The organism is Methanoculleus sp. UBA430 (assembly GCF_002506585.1).
Lineage (GTDB): Archaea > Halobacteriota > Methanomicrobia > Methanomicrobiales > Methanoculleaceae > Methanoculleus.
In genome coordinates this window covers 121,697-144,242 of sequence record NZ_DAXW01000003.1, presented here as the reverse complement: position 1 = coordinate 144,242, position 22,546 = coordinate 121,697, and the positions used below count along the sequence as shown (strand labels likewise).

General features: G+C 61.9%; 15 protein-coding genes. 4 read left to right on the top strand and 11 right to left on the bottom strand.

Annotation, left to right across the window (positions count from 1 at the left end):
* Positions 1-11: 11 nt before the first annotated feature.
* From BRA49_RS02365 to BRA49_RS13540, 3 genes are all read right to left on the bottom strand, one after another.
* Positions 12-1,049 carry a DUF1786 domain-containing protein gene (locus BRA49_RS02365; protein ID WP_292383123.1) on the bottom strand — a complete coding sequence of 346 codons (1,038 nt, stop codon included), beginning with the start codon at positions 1,047-1,049 and terminating at the stop codon, positions 12-14.
* A gap of 85 nt (positions 1,050-1,134) precedes the next feature.
* On the bottom strand, positions 1,135-6,129 hold the full coding sequence (gene nrdD / locus BRA49_RS02360) for an anaerobic ribonucleoside-triphosphate reductase (RefSeq protein WP_292383122.1): 4,995 nt from the start codon (positions 6,127-6,129) through the stop codon (positions 1,135-1,137).
* Positions 6,126-6,287, bottom strand: a complete 162-nt coding sequence (locus BRA49_RS13540; protein WP_348531914.1) for a hypothetical protein — start codon at positions 6,285-6,287, stop codon at positions 6,126-6,128. The genes nrdD and BRA49_RS13540 overlap by 4 nt, the downstream gene beginning before the upstream one ends.
* Before the next feature lie 341 nt (positions 6,288-6,628).
* Here BRA49_RS13540 and thpR point away from each other — a divergent pair, with 341 nt between their 5' ends.
* From thpR to BRA49_RS02340, 3 genes are all read left to right on the top strand, one after another.
* Entirely contained in the window at positions 6,629-7,168 is a 540-nt protein-coding gene (gene thpR, locus BRA49_RS02350; protein ID WP_292383120.1) for an RNA 2',3'-cyclic phosphodiesterase, read from the top strand.
* Complete coding sequence (gene cca / locus BRA49_RS02345; protein WP_292383119.1) at positions 7,165-8,538, top strand: CCA tRNA nucleotidyltransferase; 1,374 nt, start codon at positions 7,165-7,167, stop codon at positions 8,536-8,538. The genes thpR and cca overlap by 4 nt, the downstream gene beginning before the upstream one ends.
* A 93-nt stretch (positions 8,539-8,631) precedes the next feature.
* A complete protein-coding gene (locus tag BRA49_RS02340; RefSeq protein ID WP_292383118.1) occupies positions 8,632-9,030 on the top strand; it encodes a hypothetical protein in 399 nt (132 codons plus the stop codon).
* A 90-nt stretch (positions 9,031-9,120) separates the two neighbouring features.
* On the opposite strand, the gene BRA49_RS02335 is transcribed toward BRA49_RS02340, so the two are convergent.
* The 5 genes from BRA49_RS02335 to BRA49_RS02315 all read right to left on the bottom strand — a co-directional run bounded on the left by BRA49_RS02335 (position 9,121) and on the right by BRA49_RS02315 (position 14,242).
* Positions 9,121-9,777, bottom strand: coding sequence for a DUF3267 domain-containing protein (locus tag BRA49_RS02335; RefSeq protein ID WP_292383117.1), 657 nt, complete (start codon positions 9,775-9,777; stop codon positions 9,121-9,123).
* Positions 9,778-9,895: 118 nt separating this feature from the next.
* Positions 9,896-10,915, bottom strand: coding sequence for a Coenzyme F420 hydrogenase/dehydrogenase, beta subunit C-terminal domain (locus BRA49_RS02330; protein ID WP_292383116.1), 1,020 nt, complete (start codon positions 10,913-10,915; stop codon positions 9,896-9,898).
* Between the two features lie 5 nt (positions 10,916-10,920).
* Positions 10,921-11,658 carry a hypothetical protein gene (locus BRA49_RS02325; RefSeq protein ID WP_292383115.1) on the bottom strand — a complete coding sequence of 246 codons (738 nt, stop codon included), beginning with the start codon at positions 11,656-11,658 and terminating at the stop codon, positions 10,921-10,923.
* Between the two features lie 5 nt (positions 11,659-11,663).
* Positions 11,664-13,184, bottom strand: coding sequence for a glutamate synthase-related protein (locus BRA49_RS02320; protein ID WP_292383113.1), 1,521 nt, complete (start codon positions 13,182-13,184; stop codon positions 11,664-11,666).
* Complete coding sequence (locus BRA49_RS02315) at positions 13,181-14,242, bottom strand: hypothetical protein (protein WP_292383112.1); 1,062 nt, start codon at positions 14,240-14,242, stop codon at positions 13,181-13,183. The genes BRA49_RS02320 and BRA49_RS02315 overlap by 4 nt, the downstream gene beginning before the upstream one ends.
* A 103-nt stretch (positions 14,243-14,345) precedes the next feature.
* Between BRA49_RS02315 and BRA49_RS02310 the strand changes: the two genes are divergently transcribed.
* Positions 14,346-15,674, top strand: coding sequence for a glutamine synthetase family protein (locus BRA49_RS02310; protein ID WP_292383098.1), 1,329 nt, complete (start codon positions 14,346-14,348; stop codon positions 15,672-15,674).
* A 199-nt stretch (positions 15,675-15,873) separates the two neighbouring features.
* On the opposite strand, the gene BRA49_RS02305 is transcribed toward BRA49_RS02310, so the two are convergent.
* From BRA49_RS02305 to BRA49_RS02295, 3 genes are read right to left on the bottom strand one after another with little or no spacing between them, the layout of a single operon-like run.
* Entirely contained in the window at positions 15,874-19,110 is a 3,237-nt protein-coding gene (locus tag BRA49_RS02305) for a type I restriction endonuclease subunit R (RefSeq protein WP_292383097.1), read from the bottom strand.
* Entirely contained in the window at positions 19,107-21,359 is a 2,253-nt protein-coding gene (locus BRA49_RS02300; RefSeq protein ID WP_292383095.1) for a GmrSD restriction endonuclease domain-containing protein, read from the bottom strand. The genes BRA49_RS02305 and BRA49_RS02300 overlap by 4 nt, the downstream gene beginning before the upstream one ends.
* Entirely contained in the window at positions 21,356-22,504 is a 1,149-nt protein-coding gene (locus tag BRA49_RS02295) for a restriction endonuclease subunit S (RefSeq protein WP_292383093.1), read from the bottom strand. The genes BRA49_RS02300 and BRA49_RS02295 overlap by 4 nt, the downstream gene beginning before the upstream one ends.
* Positions 22,505-22,546 lie beyond the last annotated feature (42 nt).

Sequence of the window (22,546 nt, the reverse complement as noted above, 5' to 3'; positions counted from 1 at the left end):
ACTCCGCTCTTTCAGAGCGTCGCTTCCCGTAACACCTTCCAGAGATACGCGAGCCCGAAGCACCCCGAGAGCATCATGTCCCCGAAGGGTGCCGCCTGGTAGGCATCGGGCAGCAGCCGGAGCCGGTTCGGGCCCGTGACGACGACGGCACGGGTCTTGAGTGGCCTCCGGATCGCCGCCCCGTGACCGCCGTCGTCGAAGACCTCTTCTGAGGTCAGCGTGCCGTCGGCGAGCCGCCGGATGTAATCCTGCAGTTTTGCGGGGTCGAGCGCGCCGGTATGGTGCTCAAAGAGCCCGTGGATCTCCCTGCCTTTCAGGGTGAAGCAGAGAGTGTGTCCGTTCCCGGCGTTGACGAGCGTCACTCCCGTCATTGCCATGCGCCGGACCTGCGGGTCGCAGAGCGCCCCGATGAGGGCGACCGGCCCGGTATCGGTGACGAGCCCGTCCGGTGCCTGGCGCCGGACTGCCTGCATCCGGGTCATATCGGCGAGCGGGGGGTCGCTGGCGAGCGAGGTGAGGTCCCATTCGCCGGCGTCCAGCCGCTCCCGCATCAGCTCGAACCGGTGGATGCGGTTGCTCCGGTGCGGGGAGTAGCCGTGGTCCTGGACCGCTACGGCAACGTTCTCCGGGTAGTCGACGCCGAAGAGGGAGAGCGCCTGCCGGAGTTCCGGTTCCATGTAGTCGGTGGTGCGGACCCTCACCGCGTCCCCCGGCGGAGCGGCCCGGATATCGACACCCATTGCCCGGACCCGTTCCGGGTCATCGTGGAGGGTCCCGGCGGCCTCCGGCGTCGCGTAGACCGGAAGGCCTGCGGCCAGGTGCTCCCGTATCGCGCCGGTGTTCGCGCCGCCGCCCATCAGGAACCCCTCGAGGAAGATCGGGAGCCCGGCCCGGGTTGCCTGCCGGACCTTCCCCGCCACGATCACGGTCGGGGAGGGGAGGACCAGTTTGATGCTGTTCTCGATCGTCCGGCCGGGCTCGTAGACCAGGATATCCTGGGTGCCCCTGCCGACGTCGATGGCGAAAAATGGAGTCGTCAGATCGATCATTCGTGGCCTCATCCACCGCCGTAGCCTCATGGCAGGCGGTTCTTATCTGAATCTTCCTGGAAAGCCAAAAAAGGTATGATTGTGATCAGGCATCCGCCCGGTCCGCCGCCGGAGAGATCCCTGCCCCGGTTCCCCGGTCCTGGCGGGCCGGTTTTAATTCCCGGTACTCCTTGAGGGAGACCGTCAGGTCCCGGGTGAAGGCGAAGTAGCCGATCTGGGTCGTCCGGCAGAGGTTCATCGCCATCTCCATCAGCCCCCGGGGATCGGGACGCGCCTCCCCGAGCCATATGTGGAAGATGTTCCCACCGTCCACGACCGGGAAGAAGACATGCTCGATCTCGATCCGTTTCGTGAGCGGGACCGGGGCCGACGGGGTGACATGGGTCCCGTTGGTGTAGTAGATGGGGAGGTCGAGCGTCTTGCCGAGCATATCGAGCGCTTTGTCGGCGTCGCCCTTGACAACCTTGATCGCGTGGTCCCGGAACCGCTCGTCGAGGAGGTCGGCGACCGCGAACCGCTGGCCGGTCGTCTCCGCCGGGGTGCGGGCGAGGGCGATCGTCATGTTGTGCTTCTTCGAGAGTTCACGGGAGTACATCTCGAGTTCGGTCATCGCCCGGACGGCAAGACGGAACGTTTCCTTCGATTCGTGAAGCTGGTGGCCGGTGAAGTGCTGCACCATCTCGTTGACACCGACGACACCGATGGTGTAGACGAGGCCTTCGAGGTCCACGGCAACCGCACCGCGCTCGCCGGTGTTCGGGTCCTTCGGGCGTTGCATCGCAAACGGCATCCGCCCGTTCGTCCGGATCAGGGACATCCACCGCCGCTTGATCCGGTAGAGGTCGACGGCGATGTCCATGAGGGACTTCAGTTCGGCAAAGAGCCGTTCCTGGTCGCCGTCCGCCTTGTACGCCGCCCGCGGGCAGTTGATGGACATCACCTGCCAGGAACCCATCGAGAAGTGCTTCCCCTCCCGGAAGTAGAGTTTGTCCTCGAACTCGTCGTCCTCGTCGGCGAGGGAAGAGAACTGGTAAGCGCAGCAGTTCCCGGTCACGATGCCGAGCGCGGTCGAGAAGGTATGGGTGCCGGCGACGTCGACGAGGTCGTAGACGTAGCCGTCGTGATCGACCTGCTCGATCGAGCGGATGCGGAGCGGGTGGACGTCTCCCCGGGCGAGCCGCTCTATCCCGGACCCGCGGGTGATGGGCGGGATATAGAGCGAGACCTGGAGCCCGTCCATCCCGCCGGCATGGTATCTACTTGCGCAGGCAACCCCGGTGCACCCGGCAGCGTGCCCGCTCGTCGGAATGTCCGTGAAGGTCCCATCGGTCTGCCGGCCCAGCGGCACCTCTGCCGGGCACCCGGTCTCTGCGGAGAACCGGTCGATCTGGGCCTGGGCGGTGATCCTGCAGGTGTAGGTCTTCTGCGGGGCCTCGCGTTCGGCATAGCTCATCTGGACGCCGATCCCTTTGGCGAGCCAGACCAGCTTCTGGACCGCATCCCGGGAGGCCGCCTTCAGCCTGATGCTCCGGGCACGGCGTCCGGAGGTCGTCCTCGCGTGGAAGGCCGCGCCGAGGTAGTCGCCCACCCGGGTCCGGTCGAGGTTGAAGAGGAGGTCGGGCACCGTCCTGTCGCCTTCGGTGGACCCGCACCCGAGGGCGTCGACCAGGAGGTAGATGAGTTTGCTGGTGATGACGACGGTGGTCCCCGCCGCCGACGTGCGGACCTGCGGCTCGTACCCGAAGGCAGCACGGATACAGGCGGCGGCGTCCGCCGCAACCCCGGACTCGTCTCCCTCAAACGAGAGCCGGACCGCATAGCGCCGCCCGGCATGCTCGCTCGACCCTGTCGCGAGGTAGTACCCGAGGAACCGTGCGAGGTCGCCGGTGACCGCGAGGGTGCGGGGGAGACCGGGGCGTTTTGCGCCCCGGGTATTCACCCCATCTCCGGAGGCGCGGACGGCACCGGCGTGGCCGGCCTGCGTGAGGATCCCGGCAACGTCGATCTCCGCAACCGTGCTCTCGCAGAACTCGCTCGTCTTCAGGACCGGCAGGTAGTCGCCGATATCGAGGTCTCCTGCGGTCTTTCTGACGAATCTCCCGCCTTCCAGGGCATAGACCGGGTGGTCGGGCGTGACGGTGATCCGCCGCCCCGACTCCAGGGTTATCCGGAGGAGGTCTCCGGTGTAGCGCTGGCGCATCACGCCGTGGAATGGGCGGAGCGACGCTTCCAGGGTGGTGAAGTCGACGCTCGGGGCCTTCCCGTCGTAGTAGGCGAGTTCCGTGCCGAACGGGTCGATCCGTCGCCCGTTCTTCGCCGCGGTATCGAAGAGATCCCCGATCGCCCTGACGACGATCCTGCCATCGTGGTCGGCGACCGGGACCAGTTCGTCGCCTGCAAGGCACTGGTAGCAGGAGATCCCCTCCCCGGCGCCCCGGTAGCCGGGAATCTGGTTGTCGTAGTAGGGGGTGCCGAACTTGGACGCGAGCTCGAACGTCATCAGGTAGAGGTCGTGGTAGGTGGGAAGGTCGGGGTGTTCCCGGTTGAACTCCTCGTTCTCGGCGAGGAAGTCGGGCTCGATGCTGATCTCGGGCTTCGGGAAGGAGAAGGGCTTGCCCCAGTAGTCCCCTTCGAGCATCACCTCCATCAGCGCCTTGAAGAGGAGCCGGACCTCCCGCTCGAACTCGCCGTAGGTCCGGAGCGGCGCCTGCTCTCCGTCCCAGACCTTGCCGCGGTAGACGCAGGGTTTGTCCTTCCAGAGGGTGGGGACGCCGGGAGAGAGCTGGACCGACGAGAAGACCACCTGGCCGCCCCGGGCGACCATCATCTGGGTCATCTCGTAGACGAACATCTGCATCAGCTGCTTGATCTCCTCGTAGTCCATCCCCTCGAAGAAGGGCGCCATGAACGTCAGGAAGTTGTAGTAGCCCTGGCCGCCGGCGAAGTTCGTCTGCGCGGAGCCGAGCGCCTTGACCGCGTGGAGGACCGCTACCTCGGCCCTTTTTGCCGGGCCGGCGACCGATGCCTTCGTCCCGTTGCCGTCGGGCATCAGGCCGTAGTAGAAGAAGTAGCGCAGGTCCCAGTCCTGGCAGTTGTGGATGAGGAGGCCGTCGGATGCGTAGAACGTATGGCTCTCCTCGCTCCCGTCGCCGTCAATGAAGAGGTCGTAGACGTACTCGCCGGTGGGCTCCGCCGGAGCGACCTCGACGACGGTCTCTTCCCGCGCCATGGTCCGGGTCTCCTTCACCGCAGAGAGGAAACCGTCGATGTGGTCCTGCCGCTCATCGAGGAACGTGGCATACCGGGCAAACGTCTCGATATTCTTTCGCCCGTTGAACTGGAGCCGGTAGAGGGTCCGCCGCTCCGTATCGCCTTCGTAGAGTTCGACGATGTGGGGGGAGATCCCGAGCGTGGTGAGCAGGAGAGCGAGTTCCTGCCGGAGCGCCGGTGACGTGGTGGTATAGTTGACGATGCAGTCCGACTTCTCCGGGCGGTAGTATGCCGAGCCGTCTCCGGTAAAGAGGGCGGAGAGGAACTCGTGAAGGAGGACGTCGTTTACGTGGTAGACGATCCAGGGGAGGCGTTTTCCCGCCGCTCCCTCGGGGATGCCGAAGACGTAGCGGAAGAGGAGGTAGCCTGCCTTCCCGCCGAAGTAGACCTGCAGGGCCCGGTTATGTTCCACCTCGATGCCGTAGATGTTCGTGGTATCGGGCGTGCCGCCGGCAATCGTTGCGTAGGTGTTCAGGGCGGCGCATGCCGCGGCCTGGATGGCGGGGGCCTGGACGTTCTCGGTGATCGCAAGGTTGTACTGCCCGGCCGCCGGGGCGGCGTTGTAGTTGCCTTCGGCGACGAAGAAACCAAGAAGCCGGATGAGTTCCGGTGTCAGCGTGAGAAGGGCGGGCAGTTCGTGCTCGCTCCCGGCAACGCCGATCGTGACCCCGGCATACTCTTCGACCCCGTAGTGGCAAGAGAAGGCGCTAAAGAGAGCAACCGGCATGATCCCGCGCGTATACCACTGCTTCTGGTGCTCGACGCCGAGGGTCTGCGAGATCTCGGCGTATGAAGCGGCCTGCCCGCTCTGCACCACGTGGCTAAAGATCCCTTCGGCACCGCGGACGTAGACGTTCTCGAGGAGGTGGGCCGGCACCGATGCCGGCAGTTCCCGGACGAGATCGATCGCGTCGATCGTCTCCCCGCGGACGGCATCGGTCCTGGATATCCGGTAGAGGGCGTCCCCGGGCCGGACCTCGTCGGCACGGCGGATGACCATACGATCACCGTCCTGCACTGGTATCCGGTGCTCGCCGGTGACCAGCAGCGACCGTCCGCTTGAAGCCCGGATCCGGAGCATCTCGCCCGGGTTCACCCGCCGGCGGGTCACCTTCCTGACCTGCCTCCAGCCCTTCGGGGTGAGCGCAGAGAGGTCCCGTGGGAGCCAATCGTCGCCGTCGATCGGGAGTTCGTCGAGGCGAACACTCCCGGTGCGGTTCTCCATCCGTAGGGGCACAACCGTGCTTCCGTCAATACAGAACGGGCGCGTCCCGAAGTATTCCAGGTCGTGGATGTGGAGATCGCCGCGGAGGTGGTGGTCCGCAAGCTCGGGAGGGAGCTGCAGGAGGTACTGCTCCTTGCTGATCTTGTCCGCCTTCTTCTTGTGCGAGGTCTCGGCGTTCTCCTGGAGGTTGGCGTTGTCGTGGGCCTCAAAGCCCCGCCCGACGTCGATGAGGTGCGCGTCGAAGACCGGGGTTCCCACCCGGGTGCAGACGTTGCGGTAGGACGTAAGCCCGCGTTCGAGGAGCGTCATGTTGACGATCTCGCGGATCAGGGGGCCGGAGAGCGATTGGAGGCCCAGCATCTGGATCTTCTTCTCGACCCGTCGGGCGATATCCTGCGCCGTCTCCTCGTCGGCCCCCTGGTAGCCGTAGAAGGTCTCGACCAGCCGGGTCTCCTCGATGATCTGCCTGACGATCCGGTCCCGGTTCCAGTCGAGGAGGAAGCCACGCGAGGTCCGGACCTTCGGAAAAGTGGGGACAAACTCCCCGAATATGGTCGTTTGCGTCGATTTGCGCGCCAACCTCATGCCCCCGCGATCAGGTCGGCGACAAGGTCTTCCCGGAGCGCGCCGCCGGCAAAGAGATCGCCGGATGTATAGAATGTGTCGTCTTTCTGCAGCACCGGCGCTTCCTGGACGAATACGCCGTTCATCCGGAGTTCTGTCAGCCCCTCGGCGGACGCCATGTCGCACTCGGTAAAGGGGACCCCCCTGGAGGCCAGGAACTCTTTGAGAATCTCGCAGTTCGGGCAAAATTCCAGTGTATAAACGATAAATTGTGCCGTATAGGAAATGATGATTACCCCCAGAATTGGTCGTAATACTTTGACTCCGGAGGGATATATCCTCTGCCATTTTGTGTGAGGGCGCCGTTCATCGCCGGGTGTCCGCTCCGGTATGCCGGTGAGCATTGAAGCGGTGTCTCGTGCCGGGTTCGCATTTCCGCTGCCTGTACGCCCGGTTTTGCCGGGTGCGCCTCTGCCGGACGATCACCATTTTCTAGGGTGAGACGCGATAGTATAGTGATATGGTCAGGACGTTCGTTGCAATCGATCTGACGGAGGAGATCCGCGAGAGAGCCCGGCAGTCCCAGGATATCCTCGCACGGTCCGAGGGCAGGCTCGCCATCGTCGACCCCGCAAACCTCCACATCACGGTCAAATTTCTCGGGGAGGTTGAGCCGGCGCAGATCGAGCCGATCGTCGAGGCGCTCCGGGCCGTCAGGGCCGGTCCCTTCGAGATGACGGTCGGGCATGCGGTCTGTAACCCGCCGCGTCGCCCGCGGGTGATCTGGTGCGACGTCACGGACACCGGCGAGAGCGCCGCCCTCGCCCGGCAGGTGGACGACCTCCTCGCGCCGTTCGGCTTTCCCCGCGAGACCCGCCCCTTCCGCCCCCACGCGACCCTTGCCCGTGTCAAGGAGTTCCACCCCTCACAGTGCAGGGAGGTCGAATGCCTGCCCCCCGAACCGCTCGGCAGGTGCCGGGTGGAGACCATCCGGCTCAAGAAGAGCACGCTCATGCCCCGGGGGCCCATCTACGAGGACCTTGCGGAGGTACCACTTTGAGCCGGTGCCCCTGCGAGGAGGAGGTGCTCGGACGGATCCGCCCCACGCCCGAGGAGCGGGCCTACGTCCGGGCGATGGGAGAGCGCCTGATCGAGGCGGTGGAGCGGTCGGGAATGGCAAAGGCGATGATGGTGGGTTCGGTCGCCCGCGACACCTTCGTCCGGGGCGACCGGGATCTCGACGTCTTCATGCTCTTCGACCCCGCGCTCTCCCGCGAGGACCTCCAGGAACAGGGCCTCTCTCTCGCCCGCCGGATCGCGGAGGAGTTCGGTGCGACCTGGCGCGAGAAGTACGCGGAGCACCCCTACCTCAACGCGACGATCAACTCGCTCGATATCGATCTCGTCCCCTGCTATGCCGTAGCGAGCGCCACCGAGATCAAGAGCGCCGTGGACAGGACGCCGTTTCACACCCGCTACATTCTCGCGCACATCGGCGGCTACGCCGACGACGTCCTCCTCTGCAAGCAGTTTGCAAAGGCAGGCGGGGTTTACGGGTCGGACCACATGACCGAGGGGTTCTCCGGCTACCTCTGCGAGATCCTGACGATCCATTACGGCGGGTTTCACGCGCTCATCGAGGCAGCCGCCCGCTGGAAGCCGGGAGAGACGATCGATATCGAGCGGCACGGGACGAAGCAGTTCGAGGACCCGCTCGTCGTCATCGACCCGGTCGACCCGGAGAGGAACGTGGCGGCGGCGCTCTCGCTCTCGCGGATGTTCGAGTTCGTCGAGCTCGCCCGCGGCTACCTTGCGGAGCCGTCGCTGACGTTCTTCTGCCGGCCGAACTCCCCGCCGCTCACCGGTGAGGTCTTCTCCCGCCTCCTCTCCGCGCGGGGGACGCATCTCTACTCCATGACCTTCGCGACGCCGGACTACACGCCCGACACGGTGGTGCCCCAGCTCCGGAAATCCGCTGAGTCGGTCCGGGAACTCCTGGAGCGGAGCGGATTTTCGGCCAACCGCATCGATGTTTGTATGGGAAAGGAGCGGTGCGTGATCCTCTTCGAGTTGATGGCCGGGGAGGTTCCTGTGATGCGCCGGCATATCGGGCCGCCGGTCTGGTCACGGGAGAACGCGGAGAAGTTCCTTGCGAAGTATGTCCAGGAGGAGGTCTTCGCCGGTCCCTACGTCGAGGACGGCCGCTACGTGGTGGAGATCGCCCGCCCGTTCACCCGGGCTGTCGACCTCCTCCGGTCAAAGGCGCTCTTCGACGTCGCGCTCGGCAAGCACGTCCGCCGCTCGATGAAGCAGGGCTGGACAGTGAAGATCGGTGCGGAGTGCTGGGACGAGGAGTTTGCCGGGTTCCTCTCGGCATTCCTGGAACGGTCGTCGCCGCTTGCGCGGATCAAGAGGGTGACGGGGAGGTAGGAGGGCAGGATCGCACGGGGGATTAATTCGACCCAATCCCGCTCCTCTCGCAATTCCGATTGGTATATCCCTTCGGAATACGATTCTCCTGGTATGAGCACAGCGAAATACGTGAGGCTCATCGGTTTCGGCATCCTCACCTGGCTCACCCCCTTCCTCATCTCGGTCCCCTTCTATTCGGCCGAGGGGGAGCCGCTCTACGACATCTTCCTGATAAAATCGGTCCTGCTGGTCTTCTCCGCCGCGCTCGGCACCTTCCTCATCCTGGTCTACTTCAGGGGCGTGCATGCCCGGTTCGTCCGGGAAGGCGCCCTGCTCGGCGGCGTGTGGCTCCTGATCAACTGGGCGCTCGACGCCGTCATCCTTCTGCCCCTCTCGGGGATGGACGCCGGCACCTACATGGCCCAGATCGGGCTGCGATACCTCATCATCCCGATCACTGCAACCGGGATCGGGTATGCAGCAGAGCAGGCCGTGCAGGGAACGGGGTAACTCTCCCTGCCTCTCCTTATGCGAGAGGGTCGAGGCCGGAACGGCGCGATCGCGGAGTGATCGATCTACCTGATCCGGGCATGGTTCGGACTAAAAGACCCTACATACCTGGGCGCGTGAGGGAGGAACGGTCGCCTTGTAGTATGTTTCGAAACCGTTGTTGATGATCGTGGCACCCTTGGGGGCCTGAACGGCTACAAGACCTGCAGTTAAAATGTCCACACTGGACCCCATAGCATTGAGTAAACAGAGGAATGCCGTGTAGCCGTTGAGCCAGCCAGGGATTGAAAGGATATACGGCAGCATCACCGAGAGTACCAGGTAGGGCATGACGGAGATGATGAGAAACCGCCCTTTTCTGATCTCCTCGGTGGTAAAGACAAATCCGAATACTCCATTGATCCCCCAGAAGACGTTATCTGAGGTTAGGGCGTTCGGGATGAACACGGCGTGAATACCTTCATGAAGGCCCATTAACAGGGGGATCGCCAGGATAAAGAACAGGGTAGAGAGATCGAAAGAGATCGTGAACGAGAACTGCTGGCCGTCTCCTACGAAAGCATAGAGTGAAGGATCTAACCCGTACGTAATCGCCAGCGTGATCGCCCCGAGCATGAAGGCAAACGGCAGTGACAGCAACGTTGCAGCCGGGAGATTTGTGGGCTCTTTGATCCGTTTCCACCCGCTGGAGAGTAGTTGTCTCCTCAATCCCTCATCTGCAGGGGGAATCTTCTTTGCAAATCTCATACGGTATCCGCTTCTATCTGTGAGCTCTTGCCTGCTGCCGATCGCTCTCCGACGACGCACCGGGCGGGATCTCTTCGAATCTCCGGGACCGGGGTATCCGGATCGTCAAAAAAAAGAGTTATTCAGCCCGGCGCTCTGCCTTCTTCGCAGCCAGACGCTCGACAGCGGCGAGGTCGACACTGCCGCCGGTCGAGAGTTTGCCCTGCCAGACCGCCCGGTCGACGAACCCCTTGCCGATATCGTTCCTGATGACGAGCGTCGTGTAGCCATCCGGCGACCCGACGGCCCCGGCCGAGACATCCGCGCTCAGTGCCGTGAAGTCGGTGCAGACGTGGCACCCGGGCCGAACGGACCCTTCGAGGTCGGCGAGCGGGATGGAGATCTGCCGCTCGTCCTGCAGGTAGACGTCCATTTTACCCTTGATGTCCAGGCGACGGATCTCCCAGGGCTCGATCTTGCGATCGGACTGCAGCCTTCCCTCGACCAGTTTCGCGTAGTCGAAGGTCTCCGTGCAGAAGAGGCCGATTACGAGCCGGATCGCCTTCGCGTAGGGCCGGAGGAGTTCGTGGTCGCTCGTCCGGATCATCTGCGTCGCCCGTGCCACACAGGGCACGCCGACGACGGCGATCCGCCGGTACTTCCGGGTGACCACTGCCTCCTTTAAGGAGGCAAGCAGCGGCACCCACCAGGAGTAGCGGCTCCCGGCGTGCTGGACGAGCGCCTCTGAGGAGGTGATCACCGCTGAGGACGGCTTCATCGTCCAGGGGTCTCTCGTCACCGTGACGACCGCGTCGATCAACCCCTCATCGAGGGCATTGACCAGAATTGCCGTCACCGCGCCGCCGCTCTGCTTCCGCTCAACCGGGAATACCGACCGGGCCGCAACGATCTCCTGGTATGGCCCGAGCATCTTCCCCTGCCCCGCAAGGTTGACCCGGGGACAGGCCGCGTAGCATGCCCCGCAGGGCACGCTGTCGTTCTCAGCCTTGCAGTAACCAATGTTCACCGGCGCATCGGTGTTCCCCGGGGCGAACCGGAGGGCATCCGCCGGACAGACTGCCACGCAGGCCCCGCACCCGGAGCAGAGGCCCGTAGCCCAGACCTCGGCGTCCAGGCCTTTGTAAGTCTTCATCTCCATGCCTATCACTCCCACGTATACTTCCCGGCAAAGGGCCGTGCGCTCGCAGGGACGATCCGGGTGTAATCCGCGTTGACCAGCGGTTCGGGATCGAACCCGAAGTCTTCTGCAAATTCCCGGAGCACCGGGACAATCCGTGCGCGGTCCTCATCGGTGAGCGGCACCTTCTTTGCCCCTGCGGCGAGGCAGGTGTCGTCCACGTCCCCGCGGACGACGATCTCCCCGCCGTGGATCCCGCTCCCGATCTCGCGGGCTTTCATGACCCCGTCGAGACCGAGGACAATCAGGAGGCCGCCAGCCATGTACTCGCCGAGGAACATCTGCGCGGACCCCCCGACGACCAGTATGGGGCGCTGCGTCTCGTACTGCTTCATGTGGATGCCGCCCCGGTAGCCGATGTCCCCGCGGACGAAGACCTTGCCACCCCGCATGCTGTGCGCCACCGCATCGCCGGCGCTCCCATGGATCACTACCTTCCCGGAATCCATCGTGTTGCCGGGCGCGTGCTCCGCGTTCCCGTGGACGACGACGGTCGGCCCGCTCATGAACATGGCGAGGTCGCCGCCCGCAACACCGTGAACGCAGATAGTGGCGTTCCCGCGGAGACCGTCGCCGATGAACCGCTGGCCGAGGACGTTGTTGACGACGACCTCGTCGGCGCCGTCCTTCAGGGCCTCGCGGATCTGCTGGTTTAAGGAAGTGCAGTCCACTCCCTTCGCATCGATTGTGATCTGTTTTGCCATTCTGCTCACGCTCCTATCGGCTTGACGTCGAGGACGTCAAGAAGGCCCGCATCAAGCATATACCCGCGAAGCCGGTCGCGGTTGCCCCGCAGGCTCTCGATGCTGGTGATCCCGGCCGCACCCATCAGCTCGGTGATCTCGAGCGTCCAGGCGTGGATCAGGTTTGCGACCTGCTTTGAGGCCACGTCGGGGTTCAGGCGGTCCACGAGATCCTGGCGCTGGGTGGCGATCCCCCAGGGGCAGAGGCCCTGGTAACAGTTCCCGCAGACCCGGCAGCCCATCGCCGCGAGGGCTGCGGTGGCGATGTAGACCGCGTCCGCACCGAGGGCGATCGCCTTCATGACGTCCGCGCTCTCGCGGATGCTGCCGCAGGCGATAAGGGAGACCTCATTCCTGAGCCCCTGCTTGCGGAGTTCCTTATCGGCGGTTGCGATGGCAACCTCGATCGGGATGCCGACGTGGTCGCGGAAGACCCGCGGCGCAGCACCCGTGCCGCCCCGGAATCCATCGATAGCGATGGCGTCCACCCCGGAACGGGCAACGGCCGCCACGTTCTCGGCGTTGTTGTTGACGGCTGCAATCTTGGCGAAGATCGGCTTCTTCCAACCCGTCGCCTCCTTGACGGACCGGACGAGCTGGGGAAGGTCCTCGATGCCGTAGATGTCATGGTGCGGCGCAGGGCTGATGGCGTCGCTTCCCTGCGGGATCATCCGTGTTTTGGAGACATCCTTACTGACCTTCTCGCCGGTGAGGTGCCCGCCGATGCCCGGTTTTGCACCCTGGCCGAGTTTGAGCTCGATAGCAGCGCCGCGGTTCAGGTAATCGACGTTCACACCGAACCGCCCGGAGGCGACCTGAACGATCACGCGGTCCTGGTAGGGGTAGAGACCCGGATGCAGGCCGCCTTCCCCGGTGCCCATGAACGTCCCTACCTCTTGTGCCGCCCGGGCCATTGCCAGATGGGCGTTGAGGCTGATCGCACCGTAACTCATGTGACCGAGCAGGATCGGCGTCTCGATCATGAGGTTCGGGGTGAGTTCCGTGGCGAGTTCGACGTCCCCGTTCGCCTTCTGCCGGAAGTCCAGCTTCGACGGCTTCTTCCCGAGGTAGGTCCGGAGCTCGACCGGCTCGCGGAGCGGGTCGGTGGGAGGCGTGGTGACCTGGCAGGCGTCCAGCATCAGGCGATCGAATATGACCGGGAGGTTCGCGACGCTGCCCATCCCGGCGAGGATGATCTTCCCCGTCCGGGCCTGGTTGTAGATCGACTCCCTGACCTGCTGGTTCCACACCGGGTGGCTCCGGTAGTCACAGGGGTGCTCTGCGAGCATGATGGCGTCCCGGGGACAGTAGGTGATGCACCGGTGACAGGCGGTGCACTTCCGGGAGTTGATCAGGATCTTATCGCCGTCCTGCCGGAAGACACCATAGGAACAGTTATCGACGCATCGCCCGCACTCCATGCACTGGTCGCGGTCGATCGTGACCCGGTACCGGAGCGGCATGCTGCCAAGGTTGCAGTCACTCATGGGGCAACCCTCCCGATCACCGGCTCACCCGCAGCCGGCCTCGTGATCGACTCGACTTCCGGCTCCATGGTCCGGATCGCCGACTCTTCGCTTGCGATAAAGAGGCGGTCGGCGCACTCCCCGACGACCATCGGCCGGAGTTTGCCCCGGTCGGTGAACCCAACCATCATGTCGGGGCTCGCGGCCACGACAGTGAACGGTCCGTTCATCGTCGCCGCGCCGTAGGCGAACCGGAGAGCGCGGTTCAGCTTCTGCTCGGCCTCAGGCATCCGGTCGATCTCCTCCCAGTAGGGCGGCGCGAGGGCCCGGATGGCGAGGTTGATATCGAGGCCGTGTCGTCGCACCAGAAGGTCGATTAAGTAGGTGATGACCTCGCTGTCGGTGGAAGTCGTGCAGTTGTAGCCGAAACTTTCGACGTAGCGCCGGTTGGTCCCGTAGGTGGTGGTCTTACCGTTCTCCACGACGCTCCAGTCGTGCAGGTTGAACGGGTCGGGCCGCTCCCACTTCTCCGGGCTCGCCGTCGCGTAGCGGTTGTGCGCGAGCCAGAGGTAGCCCTCGTAGTCCTCGATCCGGTAGTAGTCAGCCACGACCTCGGGCCACGCGCCGGATCCTCCGGCCTTGAAGACCCCGACGTTCTTGCCGGAGGAGACGACCTCGGCACCGTTTACGCACCCGTTGATCTGCATCACGAGGTTCTTGACGACGTCCTTCTCGGGCGATGCGCTTCCCGGCGCGAGGGAGGCGTCCGGCCTGAAGAAGTAGCGCCAGGGAGTGCAGGCCGTCCGGAGGTTTTGCTGGTTGCAGGTCGGGATCGCCTCGTCGTGCTCGATCGCCCCCCACTGCTCCAGTGTTGCGTCGACGACCGCTTTGCTCTCGCAGGTATTGTCGAGGAAGACATGGAGCGCGTAACAGTCCCGGTAGTCGGGATAGATGCCGTAGGCAACATACCCCGCCCCCTCGCCGCTGCCGCGCTCGTTCATCATGGAGAGGGCCTGCCGGATACCGGAACCGTCCATCACCTGGCGCCTCTTATCCATTACACCAAATATGCCGCACATGGTTACCACGGTAAGCAACGTTCTGTTGCTGTGTTTTAGAACTCTGCTCGGGTATATTGGTGTCAATAGGTATTTATTTCATCGGAAAGAAGTAGACTTCCACATGTCCCGTGATGCCACTTCTGCGATGCTTGAGCGCATCGAAAAGGATAATGTCAAATTCCTTCGGCTGCAGTTCACCGATCTCCTGGGCATGCCCAAGAACGTCGCTATCCCTGTGAAACAGGCGGAAAAGGCGCTGACCGGTGGTATCGGGTTTGACGGGTCGTCGATCGAGGGGTTTGTCCGGATCGAGGAGTCCGATATGGTGCTCAAACCCGATCTCTCCACCTACACTCTCCTGCCCTGGCGTTTCCAGGAGAACGCGGAGGCGCGCTTCGTCTGCGATGTCTACATGGCCAGCGGCCGGCCGTTCGAGGGCGACCCGCGTTACGTCCTCCGGCGGGTGATGGAGGACGCGGCGAAGGACGGCTACGTCTTCAACACCGGGCCGGAACTGGAGTTCTTCCTCTTCCGGATGCTCGACGGCCGGCCGACGACGCAGTTCCAGGACGTCGGCGGCTACTTCGACCTCGCCCCCACCGACCTTGCCGAGGACGTCCGGCGCGAGATCATCATTGCCCTCACGGAGATGGGGTTCGAGATCGAGGCGTCCCACCACGAGGTTGCCGAGAGTCAGCACGAGATCGACTTCAAGTACAGCGACGCCCTCCACACCGCCGACAACGTCATCACTTTCAAGTTCGCGGTCAAGACGATGGCGCTGATGCGCGGCCTGCACGCATCCTTCATGGCGAAGCCGATCTACGGCATCTGCGGGAGCGGGATGCACACCAACTGCTCGCTCGCAAAAGACGGGGCGAACGCGTTCTACGACCCCGACACATCCCTGCAGCTCTCCGAGACCTGCATGCACTTCATCGGGGGGCTGCTCAAACACGCCCGGGCCATTACCCGGGTCGCGAACCCGACGATCAACTCCTATAAGCGGCTCGTCCCCGGCTACGAGGCGCCCTGCTATGTCAGCTGGAGCGCCGGCAACCGTTCGGCCCTGGTCCGGGTCCCGACACCGCGCGGGAACAGCACCCGGGTCGAGTTCCGCAGCCCCGACCCCACCTGCAACCCCTACCTCGCCTTCGCCGCGATGCTCACCGCCGGGATGGAGGGCGTCCGGGAGAAGATCGAGCCCCCGGCCGGGGTCGACAGAAACATCTACCATATGACAACCGATGACCGGCGGTGTGCCGGGATCGAGACGCTGCCCGCCGACCTTGCCGAGGCCCACCAGGCCCTGCTCGCCGACGACCTCATCTGCCGGGCGCTCGGTTCCCACGTCGTCGAGGCGCTCACGAACGTCGCACAGGCCGAATGGGATGCCTATCGGACGACAGTCCACCCCTGGGAACTTGAGCGGTACCTGGCGACGTATTGAAACTCTTTTTTTTCGGAACCGTTGGGAGGATAGAGCCTCACGCGAAGAACGCGAAGGACGATGGATGGAACATCCGGAGTTTGAGTAATCGTCAGGTTGCGAAGGGAAATCGATGTTTTGTCCCCTGAGGACGGCCTCAAACATTTTAGCAAAGTGCGGCTGCCGGGTCAGTCCGATCCGAGCAGCGTTTTTCCCAGGTTCATGCCGTTGCTTCTTTTTCGTAGAACGGTGATGGGATTGTAGGATAAGCACGGTATATATGACGGTATACATCGTCCGCTCTGGCCTCTACGTCGTCTTCAGTGTAGTGATCTACAGGTAGGCCCGTTGAGTCGCTCCACAAGAAATCACGGATGGCAAGCCGTACGGCGTCGCGGGTGGCTTCCTTGTCGCGCCAGTGATCGATGCGAAGTTTCTCTGCTTTGAGGGTTTTGAGCAGTTCGACGGCCACGTTCTTGATGCGCTGGATCTCAGTGGGCGAGAGATCCGGCCTCGTTAAGAGGTCGAAGATGGCCAGTGACTCCTCGTCAAGCCCTTCACGAAAAGCCCGGCTTTCTTCCTCTCCCATCTGGTTTATGAACTGCACCAGGGCCTCGAATGTCTTCTCGATGGTGACTCGATCTTTCTCCCGGTTGTATCCGGCTACGATCTTTTCGTAGTGTCGTTGAAGATCCGTGCGTAACGGGTTCTGCTGCAGGAGTCGCAGGAGTCGTTTATCGATGGCCTGTTTGAGATCCTGTACGAGTGTGCGTTTTGCCGGGCTCCGTTCGAACTCCTGCCGGAGCCGGTCGAAATCGATCTTGCTGATGTCGTACGGTGCGGTCTCTTCAGTAACGCTATCCGACCGGGTTTCAATCGCTTCATCGACCACCTCGTGCAGCCGGCGAATGATCTCGGAGACATCCGCCCTGTCGCGGTCCTGTTGCAGGCTCCGGTAAACGATGGTGATTGCGTCGTGATCCCTTCGATGAGCGTTGATCCCCTCTACGTTGATGCATGCCTTGAACTTCGTGAAGACCGCCCGGCACATGATTTCGAATCGTTTGCGCGTCTTGTCGTTCTCATTGACCGCTTCCTTGGCGGCAAGGATGGCTGCGTTCCGCGCAAAGCCCGTCCATGAGATGATGTTGTCGAGTGATGCGCCGCGTTCGGCGAGAAACGTCCGGACAAGCCCGGTCGCCTCGCTGAGATCGGCCAGCAGTTCTCCGTCGGGCCTCGCGGGTTCGATCTCTCTTCCCTCCCCGGTTCCTGCAAATGTTGCCAGGGCTTTGCGCAGATTCTTGAGGATGCCGCAGTAGTCCACGATCAGGCCGTTGTTCTTGCCCTCGTTCACGCGGTTGGCCCGGGCGATGGCCTGCATCAGCGTGTGCGCCTTGAGCGGCTTATCGAGATACAGCGTGGAGAGGCTCGGGACGTCGAATCCAGTCAGCCACATCGCGCAGACGATCGCGATCCGGAACGGGTGCTCTCCTTCCTTGAAGGCATCGTCGAGTGCCATTCTCTGCATGTTGCGAAACTGTGGCCGCTTTCGCATGAACTCCGGCAGGTCGATCCCGTCCTTGATCAGACGGCGATGCGGTGTGATGTCCAGGTCCCACCTGCGGAACGTATCTACCTCGCCCTGCTCTTCGCTTATCACGACCGCCATGCGGGTCTCGCGCATCCATTCGATCTGCCGCCGCAGATAGATCTCCTCCTGCACGTCGGTCGTTCGGGCGATCTCGCCCTCCAGATCGGCGATGCGTTTCTTCCAGTAGGTGCTGATAAGGCCGTGCATCCGAACGCAGGTCACCTTGTCGATGCAGACCAGCATCGCCTTGCCGGTTTCCCAGGCCGTCGAATAGTGCTTGACGAAGTCGCGGGCTACCTGGTCGAGCCTTCTCTCGGCGGTGATGATGTGGTAGTCGCGCTTGAGTTCCCGCTCCAGCCGCTGCTCCACGTCGATGTCATTCATCTCCAGTTCTTCGAGCACCCCGGCGATCCGCTCGTTCAGGTCGCCTACGGTCACGCCGAGTTTGTCGCCCCGGGCGTCGTAATACAGCGGAACCGTGGCTTTATCGTCGACTGCACGCTGGAAGTCATACGTCGAGACATAGTCTCCGAAGACCCGCCGCGTGATCTCGTCGTCTTTCATCAGCGGGGTCCCCGTGAACCCGATGTAACTGGCATTGGGGAGGGCGTTGCGCATGTTCAGCGCCAGGGTCCCGTACTGCGTCCGGTGCGCCTCGTCCGTGATGACGATGACGTCGTCCCGCGGGCTGTAGGGCTGCTCCGGTTCGACTTCCCGGTTGAACTTCTGAACGAGCGAGAAGATGTACGACTTGTGCTCCGCGAGCAGGCGGCTGAGGTGGTCGCCGCTCGCCGCCCGGCAGGGGTCGCGGTCGTTATCCACAACGCCGCACCTGGCAAACGTCTTGTAGATCTGCGTATCCAGGTCGTCGCGGTCGGTCAGCACGAGGAACGTGTAGTTCCCGCCGAGTTTGCGGTGAACCTTCCGCGTGAGCATCACCATCGAGTAACTCTTGCCCGCCCCCTGGGTGTGCCAGAAGACGCCGAGTTTGCCCTGGCGGTTCTTGCGGTCCTTTACCGCCTCGATGGCGCGGTTGACGCCGAGGAACTGGTGGTTGCGGGCGAGAATCTTCTTCGGCTCGCCGAGGGGATCGTCGAAGAGGATGAAGTTCTCGAAGAGGTCCATGAAGTTCTTCTTCTCGCAGACCCCCTTGAGCAGGGTCTCCATCTCCACCACGCCCGGTTCGTCTTCTGCAAGGCGTTTCCACTCGTGAAAGTGCTCAAAGCGGCTGGTCACCGAACCGATCTTCGCGTCCACGCCGTTTGCGAGCACGACGAAGGCGTTGTGGTGGAAGAGGTGCGGCACCGTGTCCTTGTAGTCCTTGAAGTTCTGCTCGTAGGCCGCCCGGATATCCCGGTGGACGTTCTTCAACTCCATGAAGAGCAGCGGCAGGCCGTTGACGAACCCGACGATGTCGGCCCGCCGGCGATAGAGGTCACCCCGGACCCAGAACTCCCGCACGCAGAGGAAGTGGTTCTTCTCGGGTTCGGCGAAGTCGAAGACCCGGAGGCGCTGCCGCACCCGCTCGCCCCTGTCGTTACGGAACGTGACCTGGACACCGTCGCGGACGAGGTCGTACTTCTCGCGGTTCGTCGCCGCCATCGACTGTGTGCCCGATGTCGCGATGATCTGCCGGACGGCGTCGTCGTAGGCCTCGCGGGTGAGGCCGGGGTTCAGTTCGACCAGTTTTTCCCGGAGGTAGCGCGTCAGGACGACTTCCCGGTCGGATGAGCGGCCGAGGAGGCTCTCCGGCCCGAAGTCTTCGTTGTTGTAGGCGTACACCGAGTCCCACCCGAGGTGCTGCTCTAGGTATTCGGCCGTGGTCTGCTGGACGAGGGTGTCCTCGGTGTAAGCGCCAGTGGTCACCTGTCGAACCTCTGCTTGATGTAGTCCTGAGTCTCGCTCGCCTTCAACTCGGTTGTGGAAGGACCGGTACGCACATAGAAGCGCTCGTGTTCGCCATCCTTCACGAAAACAGCGGCCGGTGACTTCTGGCAGCGTATGACCATCACGCGTTCTCCGTCATAATCCTCAAAGTGCATGTGCATGGCTGTCAAGGCCTGCGGGCTGATTCGTGCCTTGACGATGTTGACAAGGTGCAGACTCATCTTGTCTTCGCTTGGGAACCCATCGGCTCCAAGGCCCAGCGGTGTACCATCGTCAAGCACGCCGATGACTAGTGTGCCTCCGCCAGTATTCAGGAAACCCGCCAATGTCTTCAGCACCGCCATCTCCATCCGCGTGTCCGTTGCACCGGTATGCAGGTTGGTGCGCAGGGTTGCCTTGAACTCTACTGATTCTGATTCGCCGTAATCGATTATAAAGGACAGATCAAACGCCTCTGTCTTGGGTTTCGACTCATTTCCAACGACCAGCCTCTGATAACCCTCGCGAATGATCTGCGCCATCAGTTCTCGCCGTTGTTCAAGAAACGTATGATAATCCATCTGCTCCCAGTTCTCCGGCAGGGCATGGTAATGATACATATCTGCCAGTTCGGGATGGGTAAAGCGTGCCCTCAACTGCGGGAGGTAGCCCGCCGGGGCCCGATCTGCTATTTTATTGTTATCTCCCCATTCGACGTAGGCATAGTTGGCGATCTGATTGGTCTCGCGCGTATCTGTGACGTTCAGGGTAGCCAGATAACCTTTTGGATAAAGGTGATGCCGTTCGACGGCCGAGCGACTCGCATGGGTAGCCGGATCCAATAGGTCCCCTACTCGAGCATTGGAGAACAATGCCCGAGCGTCAAGCAGGACCTGGGCGGCGTAGTATCCAAACAGTGACGGACTGCGCGGTGATGATGTCGCCAGGTCGTTTGGCAGTGTAGTGGCCCAGAAGTCGTTGGTCAGGGAAATGTCGCAGATGTTCTGAAGGCGGCTGACGAACATCTCAGGGCTGTCTACATCCCGCAGTCGGGCCAAGTCGGATTCCAGCGCTGACTCCGGCGATCCCGTGTACCGCCCGGTCACCGCTGACATAAAGAACCACTGCGCGATCGTCTTGCGAAGGGTAAACTCCTCAACCCCGATCTCCGTGCGGCCAATCAAGTACAGGATGTATGAGAACAGCAGGTTGTTCTGAGAACTGATCATCTTGTCGCTACGGAAACCCGCAAGCCGGATGCAGTTCAAAAAATCATGCCAGTACTGGATATTGAGTACACGTGATTGAGCGTCTTTGAGCCTGTCAAACTGTTCTATCCGACGTTCGTCGCTGAACCGCTCTGTCTCCAGATCCTTCCCCCGCAGGATAGAGTATACATACTGCAAACGTGCACGTTTGAACGCCACCCCGACACTGACACGCAGCAACTGGGCCGGGTCCGGCTCGATGAAGTAGTTGAACGGTGAAGCCGTGCCCCTGGTGGGCTGACGCGCTTCACGGCAGAAGCGCTCCAGTTCAGCCCGCCCCTCGTCCCAGAACACGGACATCAGTGTCAAGATGAAATCGGCCTGGTTGAGCGGAGTGCCCTTGCTATTGATGCGCACAAAAACGTCTGAGACATCTTCTTCGGAGATATCCGCCGCTAATTCCAATGCTGTGAAAGGGAAGGTCGTCAATGACTGCAACTTTGAGATGGCCTTTTTGATGCGCTTGGTTTCTTCTTCCGTCACCTCGCGCGAGGTTCGCAGTCCTTCAAGGTAGTCATCGACCACCTCGAAGATGTCGGTGTCATTGCTCCATATTCGTGAGATGTCCGGGATAAACGCTTTATCCCGCCGGATAGCCGCATCAACGACCTCAAACCGCTCTTCCAGCGGGTTGAAGGCGATGCAGATCTGCTCACTGTCATAGTTTTCTCTGACAACGGGCACACCTTTGACCACCGCATAGAGCGAGGTGAGCCGCTGTTGACCGTCCACGATCACCAACCGCGGCGGTTTTTGCTTGACATCCGTCCCGATAGGCCGGTCATCGGCTAGACCACTGCGCCACAGCAGCAGATATCCCACGGGGTAGCCACGGTACATGGAATCAAAGAGATCTCGTACCTTCGCATTTTTCCATACAAACGGCCGCTGAATATCAGGCAGGCCGATCTCGCCGAGTTCAATGTACTTGACCAGCGAGTTGAGGTCATAGTCAACTTTAGTGAAGACGGTTTCACTCATACAGCAATCTCTCCGTTCATCAGGCGGGGGAGGAGAAGGTCGCGGGCCTGCGCGAGCAGTTTCATCTCCTCTTCTAATACTGAAATGAACTTGTAAATTGGCTCTGCCTTTTCATTGAAGAGTTCTAGCATCTGTTTTGGTGGAACAAGCACTATCGCTCGTTCAAAATCTTCTGGTCGTACCGCCGGATAACTTGCTCCTGTAGTATGGTTTACAAGGTGTCCGACGAACTCATCCGTTGTGACAAATAAGTACAGGTACGTAAAAGGAACGGTTATGGGCGATATTACCGTGAATCCTGTCGAAAAAACATCGTTCTCTTCGGGATCGGGGATCAATGCAAAAGCACGAAGATTTGGTCTAACATTGGACCAGATTATATCCCCTGGCCTTGCTTTCCTGCGTGCCCGTCCTGGAGCTTCAGAGGACGGCATTGTGTTCTTGTTAATTATCCGACCTTGTTTTACCGACGATATGTCGATGTAATTAATTATATCAGGTAATGCACTAGCCTTATAACTCTCGACATTTGTTGCAGCGATCTCCACCAGTGTCTTCTTCTCCCACCCCTCCGGCACGCCGTCTTTGATCGCAACATGCTCGTGGCCGGGGAAACGGAGGTTGACAAACCATTCCCGGTAGAGCAGCCGCGCCGCCTCTTCCAGCAGCTGAATCCGCCGTCGGTTGTTCTCGATGAGGTCGTCGTAGGCGGAAAGCACTTCCACGATTCGTTCCTGGATCTGATACTCCGGCAGCAGGATGTCCAGCCTGTGAATATGATTCCGGTTCAGTGTGGGATTTGAGTTCCCTACGTCGTAACGCTCAAGTCCCAACGTTTGCAGGAAGTAAAAGACAAATCGTGGGAGATTGCCCTTGAAGTCTCTGCTCCATAGTGTCGTATCGTGCGGCCAGTAAGGCCCATCAACATAATGGACTGTCCCAAGCGATCCTTTACGACCTATTACCACTCCTGGCCCGTCCACCTTTGCCTCGGAATGGTAACTATTCACACCAGAAGACGACACCACAGGAATATTGCCCGGCTTCTGTTCCGCCTTTGTGATATCATATCCACGCTGGAAGAAGACGAGGTCCTGCAGGATTGCCGACTGCCATCCTGGTCGACGCCTCGGGGCTGTACTCATACCTTCACCCCTTCACAGTTCTCCCTGCCCATTGCCGCCAGT

What these genes read in the sequence shown, in the direction of transcription:
- BRA49_RS02365 (WP_292383123.1), bottom strand. Translation starts at nt 1,049, where the DNA reads ATGATCGATCTGACGACTCCATTTTTCGCCATCGACGTCGGCAGGGGC.
- nrdD (WP_292383122.1), bottom strand. Translation starts at nt 6,129, where the DNA reads ATGAGGTTGGCGCGCAAATCGACGCAAACGACCATATTCGGGGAGTTT.
- BRA49_RS13540 (WP_348531914.1), bottom strand. Translation starts at nt 6,287, where the DNA reads ATGGCGTCCGCCGAGGGGCTGACAGAACTCCGGATGAACGGCGTATTC.
- thpR (WP_292383120.1), top strand. Translation starts at nt 6,629, where the DNA reads ATGGTCAGGACGTTCGTTGCAATCGATCTGACGGAGGAGATCCGCGAG.
- BRA49_RS02340 (WP_292383118.1), top strand. Translation starts at nt 8,632, where the DNA reads ATGAGCACAGCGAAATACGTGAGGCTCATCGGTTTCGGCATCCTCACC.
- BRA49_RS02335 (WP_292383117.1), bottom strand. Translation starts at nt 9,777, where the DNA reads ATGAGATTTGCAAAGAAGATTCCCCCTGCAGATGAGGGATTGAGGAGA.
- BRA49_RS02330 (WP_292383116.1), bottom strand. Translation starts at nt 10,915, where the DNA reads ATGGAGATGAAGACTTACAAAGGCCTGGACGCCGAGGTCTGGGCTACG.
- BRA49_RS02325 (WP_292383115.1), bottom strand. Translation starts at nt 11,658, where the DNA reads ATGGCAAAACAGATCACAATCGATGCGAAGGGAGTGGACTGCACTTCC.
- BRA49_RS02320 (WP_292383113.1), bottom strand. Translation starts at nt 13,184, where the DNA reads ATGAGTGACTGCAACCTTGGCAGCATGCCGCTCCGGTACCGGGTCACG.
- BRA49_RS02315 (WP_292383112.1), bottom strand. Translation starts at nt 14,242, where the DNA reads ATGTGCGGCATATTTGGTGTAATGGATAAGAGGCGCCAGGTGATGGAC.
- BRA49_RS02310 (WP_292383098.1), top strand. Translation starts at nt 14,346, where the DNA reads ATGTCCCGTGATGCCACTTCTGCGATGCTTGAGCGCATCGAAAAGGAT.
- BRA49_RS02300 (WP_292383095.1), bottom strand. Translation starts at nt 21,359, where the DNA reads ATGAGTGAAACCGTCTTCACTAAAGTTGACTATGACCTCAACTCGCTG.
- BRA49_RS02295 (WP_292383093.1), bottom strand. Translation starts at nt 22,504, where the DNA reads ATGAGTACAGCCCCGAGGCGTCGACCAGGATGGCAGTCGGCAATCCTG.